The organism is Tunicatimonas sp. (assembly GCF_049647865.1).
Taxonomy (GTDB): Bacteria; Bacteroidota; Bacteroidia; order Cytophagales; family Cyclobacteriaceae; genus Tunicatimonas.
This window is the reverse complement of sequence record NZ_JBARYM010000375.1, coordinates 1-4335: the sequence shown is the minus strand read 5'-3', so window position 1 is coordinate 4335 and position 4335 is coordinate 1. Positions and strand designations below refer to the sequence as shown.

The following is a 4335-nucleotide window of genomic DNA, read 5'->3' as shown; positions in this document are numbered from 1 at the left end:
GTGTTTGCGTGTTCAGGTGTTAAAGTGCTCGTGTGTTCATGAGCACTTTAACACCTGAACACTACTGCTTACACCCAGCAAAACTTCTACGGTGCCAAGTAGTAATGCCGTGTTGCTGAATGGCTCGGCGATGAGCCGAAGTAGGATATCCGACATTTCGCTCCCAGCCGTACTGAGGATGCTGTTGGGCTAACCGCTGCATCAAATTGTCCCGGTAGGTTTTTGCTAAAACCGAGGCGGCGGCAATGGAAAAGTACTTCTGATCTCCCTTTATAATACACTGGTGAGGAACTGAAAAATACGGTTGAAAGCGGTTTCCGTCTACTAAAATAAGTTGAGGCCGTATGGTTAGAGCATCTAAGGCGTGGTGCATGGCAAGAAACGAGGCGTTCAGAATGTTGATCTCATCAATCTGTTGATTGCTCACTTCGGCTACGGCATACGTTAGTGCTTGTTCCTTAATTTCTACCAATAGTTGCTCCCGCTGCTTAGCCGAAAGCCGTTTAGAGTCTGTTAAAATTGGGTGGACAAATTCTTTAGGTAAAATAACTGCCGCGGCTACTACTGGCCCGGCTAAACACCCTCTTCCTACCTCATCGCAACCCGCTTCCATCAGGTCAGTAGTAAACGCGCTTTTTAACATTATTTAACGTTTTTCTAGTCCGCAGTCGATAGTGACAGTCCACACACATCTATTCCTACGTACAGCAAGTTACTGTGGACTATCGACTGTGGACTAAGATTAATCAAAATTTTTCTCGCCTACCGGAATGGGAATATCCAATACGTTCTCTCGCGGGGGTAATGGACAACTGAATGTAGGATTGTAGGCGCAGTAAGGATTGTAAGCCAAGTTGAAATCCAGTTTCAACGATTTTTGTCCGGTGCGGCTGGGCATCTCTACATTGAGGTAGCGTCCTCCGCCGTAGGTTTCTTCTCCGCTGGTGGCATCAGCAAAAGTTACAAATAGCATGGGCGGTTGCTGTTGCTCAAAAGGTTGGAGCACCAGCATTCGCTGAGATTGGTCGTCAAGTCTGAAATCGGCGTAGCCGTAGCGAATATATTTCTCCTCTTTTCCATCCGAGGTAGGCAGTGTAAGTAGCTTATGATCTTCAATGCGTTTCAGGCGGGCAATCACTTGGTAAGCGGGGTCAGGCTCGTAGTAATTTAGCTCTTTAAATGGTACGCTATCCGAGGCGAAGGGCGATTCGTCAGAGCCACGCAGGAAATTGCGGATATTTTCCCGCTCTTGTAAAATGCGCTCGGTGTAATCTTCTTCACTTTCGCCCCCTTGCAGTGCATAGACCAGTATTCCTATGCTAACTAAACCGACAACAGCCAGTACGATCTTATTCATAAATTCAGTAATTTCTGATAATGCTTACCGAAAGGTATTTTCTCACAAAGAAACGTTTCTTGCAAATAGTTCGTTGCAAAGTAAATAACATTAAAATATGGCGAAATCGCGAGACACATTCAATAAGAAAGAAAAAGAAAAAAAGCGTCAGAAGAAGAAGCAAGAGAAGCAACAACGGAAAGAAGAACGACAAGAAAACTCTTCCGGTGGCGGTCTGGATGATATGATTGCTTACGTAGATGAAAACGGCAACATTACCGACACCCCGCCCGATCCTGAGAAGAAAAGAAAAGTAAAAGCCGAAGATATTGTAATTGGCATTCCTCCTAAAGAAAAAGAGGATGAATCACCTATTCGTACTGGCCGCGTTGAATTTTTTAATCACGATAAAGGCTACGGCTTTATAAAAGATACGGACAAACAAGAGAAATACTTTGTACACGTTACCGGACTGGTAGACGAAGTGGACGAAGGAGATATCGTTACATTTGAACTAGAGCAGGGCCCAAGAGGAATGAATGCCGTTCACGTGAAGAAATAATAGTTTCCCACTCCAATTTTCCCAGCCAAAAAACTGCTAATCACTTAGCTTATTAATACTTAACTGCTCTTACGCAAGGTGTACCCACACTCGGTACACCTCTTTATTTACCTACCCACCTACTTATTATTACCGCCAGCCTCCAAGTTAAATCACCACATTCAGTAGCTAAATGCTACTCATTCTTAAAAATTAAGAATACAGATCATTATTTCTGCATTCTGCTAATCCAAACAAACATATGACTTTTCAAGATTTAAAAATTACGGATCCTATCCTAAAAGCCTTGGATGCTCAAGGTTATACACATCCTACTCCTATTCAACAAAAAGCAATTCCTATTTTACTGCGCAAGCAAGATTTGCTAGGTTGTGCTCAGACGGGTACCGGTAAAACAGCAGCTTTTGCCGTTCCTATTTTGCACCACCTTCACCTTGATCAGCAACGGTCACCAAAACGTCGTAAAATCAAAGCCCTGATTGTAACTCCCACCCGGGAACTAGCAATTCAAATTGCTGATAATTTTACGGCATACAGCAAATTTGTTGACATTAGAAACACCGTTATTTTCGGTGGAGTAAAACAAGGGAGCCAGGTTCAGACACTTCGGCAGGGCGTAGATGTGTTAATTGCTACCCCAGGTCGCCTACTCGATTTGCTCGGACAGGGTGTCATCACTTTCAAAGATGTTGAATACTTTGTGCTAGACGAAGCAGACCGAATGCTGGATATGGGCTTTATTCACGACATTCGGAAAATTATTGCCCGACTGCCCGAAGAACGGCAGTCTTTATTCTTTTCGGCAACCATGCCTCCCGATATTGTGAGTCTATCGCGTAAAATTTTAGGCAACCCTGAAAAGGTAGTAGTAAAACCTGAGCAAACTACCGCCGAGAAAGTTCAGCAGTCTATCTATTTCGTGGAGAAGAAAGGTAAAATCAAATTACTTACCCACCTACTGCAAACTGAGCCTATTAAATCAGTACTAGTATTTTCTCGTACGAAGCACGGAGCTAACAAAATTGTGAAGATGCTTGACCGGGAAGGGATTCGGGCTAGTGCTATTCACGGAAATAAATCGCAGACGGCTCGGCAAAAGGCACTGAATAGCTTTAAAAGCGGAAAGTTAAAGGTACTTGTGGCAACAGACATTGCCGCTCGGGGCATTGATGTGGACGAGCTATCGCACGTAATTAACTACGATTTACCTAACGTTCCCGAAACTTACGTGCACCGCATTGGTCGTACTGGGCGAGCGGGAGCCAGTGGAAAAGCCTTATCGTTTTGTGACACCGAAGAGCGGGCCTACCTGCGCGATATTCAAAAAACCATTAATCAGAAAATTCCGGTAGTTACCGATCATCCTTTTACAGATGGAGGTTTTGAGTCGGCAAAAGAAGACAGGCCGTTTCGTCAGAAGCAATCATCAAGACCACGAACCACGGTAGCCGAGGGTGGCAGTGCCTCTACTACAAGTCAGAAGCCCCGTCGTCCCTACTGGAAAAAACGCCAATCTAGCTAAGGTACACCCTATTTCAATTGGAAATGCCCGATTACAGTCGGATCGTCCCGGTAGGGAATCCACTATAGACACGGCACAAGCGATTGATAAGTTTTTGATTATCAAACACTTGAACCATTTGTAACAATATAAGTACGCTTATAGGAGTAGAGATGGTTTCTTTCTCATCTGGAAGTGGATCAGTCTTTCTCACTTCGTCAGAGGCAAATCACTGTTTTATTAGTATTCAATCGTCTCTTCTACCCGACCACACTTTAGCATCTGATCACCAAAGTAGGGATTACGAATTTCCTCAGCGTTACTCAGCCAGTAAGCTCCTCGGTTGTCGAAGGCCATTGGGCAGTACTGTTTGTAAAGGGTTTTGTTTTTTCCATCTTGGGCTTCCAGCAACTCGTACAGATTCACGGACAAACTATCAAAGTAGATTCGCTGAGTTTCTAAGTCAGCAGCGGCAGCAATTTGCTTAGTATTCTGCTGTACGCCCATCATATTGGTGGCATCAATTACTTCCAGCATGCCCGTAGCTTTCGCTTTGCTCTCCTCTGGACTAGAAGATACCAGCGCGTCTTTTAATAGTAGATACTGTTCTACCACTGATGCTAAGGTTTTCTCTTCTGATGACTGCTTAGTTGGATTTTTACCAACTACTTGAGACGTTTCAGCCGATTGTTCGGACGGAGGAGTAGCACAAGCTGCTAAGAGAACCAATGAAATAATAAAGATGATTAGGTTTCGATTAGGTTGTATCATATGATGTTTGTATTTAAAAGATAGCTCAGCAATTGCTCTTGTTGTAATTAACCGCACGTATATATTTAACTATTTTACGGAAAAACAGTTTGCGGTGCTACTTTAACAAAAAAATCTGTTTTGCCGTTGTAGGCACGCAAAGATAAATTATGGGTAGTGTAATAA

Annotated in this window: 5 protein-coding genes; 2 read left to right on the top strand and 3 right to left on the bottom strand. The window is 43.6% G+C overall.

Annotated elements, in window-relative coordinates:
• Window positions 1-61 precede the first annotated feature (61 nt).
• Window positions 62-643 carry a ribonuclease HII gene (locus WBA23_RS11325; RefSeq protein ID WP_424582391.1) on the bottom strand — a complete coding sequence of 194 codons (582 nt, stop codon included), beginning with the start codon at window positions 641-643 and terminating at the stop codon, window positions 62-64.
• Between the two features lie 99 nt (window positions 644-742).
• The gene (locus WBA23_RS11320; RefSeq protein WP_424582390.1) at window positions 743-1357 is read right to left on the bottom strand and encodes a DUF1684 domain-containing protein; all 615 of its coding nucleotides are present in this window, start codon (window positions 1355-1357) and stop codon (window positions 743-745) included.
• A gap of 97 nt (window positions 1358-1454) precedes the next feature.
• Between WBA23_RS11320 and WBA23_RS11315 the strand changes: the two genes are divergently transcribed.
• Both WBA23_RS11315 and WBA23_RS11310 read left to right on the top strand, forming a co-directional pair.
• On the top strand, window positions 1455-1898 hold the full coding sequence (locus tag WBA23_RS11315) for a cold-shock protein (protein ID WP_424582389.1): 444 nt from the start codon (window positions 1455-1457) through the stop codon (window positions 1896-1898).
• A 241-nt stretch (window positions 1899-2139) separates the two neighbouring features.
• On the top strand, window positions 2140-3420 hold the full coding sequence (locus WBA23_RS11310; RefSeq protein WP_424582388.1) for a DEAD/DEAH box helicase: 1281 nt from the start codon (window positions 2140-2142) through the stop codon (window positions 3418-3420).
• Between the two features lie 219 nt (window positions 3421-3639).
• Here WBA23_RS11310 and WBA23_RS11305 read toward each other — a convergent pair whose 3' ends face one another.
• On the bottom strand, window positions 3640-4170 hold the full coding sequence (locus WBA23_RS11305) for a DUF3347 domain-containing protein (protein WP_424582387.1): 531 nt from the start codon (window positions 4168-4170) through the stop codon (window positions 3640-3642).
• Between the last annotated feature and the right edge of the window lie 165 nt (window positions 4171-4335).

Excerpts from the sequence above, each read along its gene's own strand:
- WBA23_RS11325 (WP_424582391.1), bottom strand. The coding sequence starts at position 643 with ATGTTAAAAAGCGCGTTTACTACTGACCTGATGGAAGCGGGTTGCGAT.
- WBA23_RS11320 (WP_424582390.1), bottom strand. The coding sequence starts at position 1,357 with ATGAATAAGATCGTACTGGCTGTTGTCGGTTTAGTTAGCATAGGAATA.
- WBA23_RS11315 (WP_424582389.1), top strand. The coding sequence starts at position 1,455 with ATGGCGAAATCGCGAGACACATTCAATAAGAAAGAAAAAGAAAAAAAG.
- WBA23_RS11310 (WP_424582388.1), top strand. The coding sequence starts at position 2,140 with ATGACTTTTCAAGATTTAAAAATTACGGATCCTATCCTAAAAGCCTTG.
- WBA23_RS11305 (WP_424582387.1), bottom strand. The coding sequence starts at position 4,170 with ATGATACAACCTAATCGAAACCTAATCATCTTTATTATTTCATTGGTT.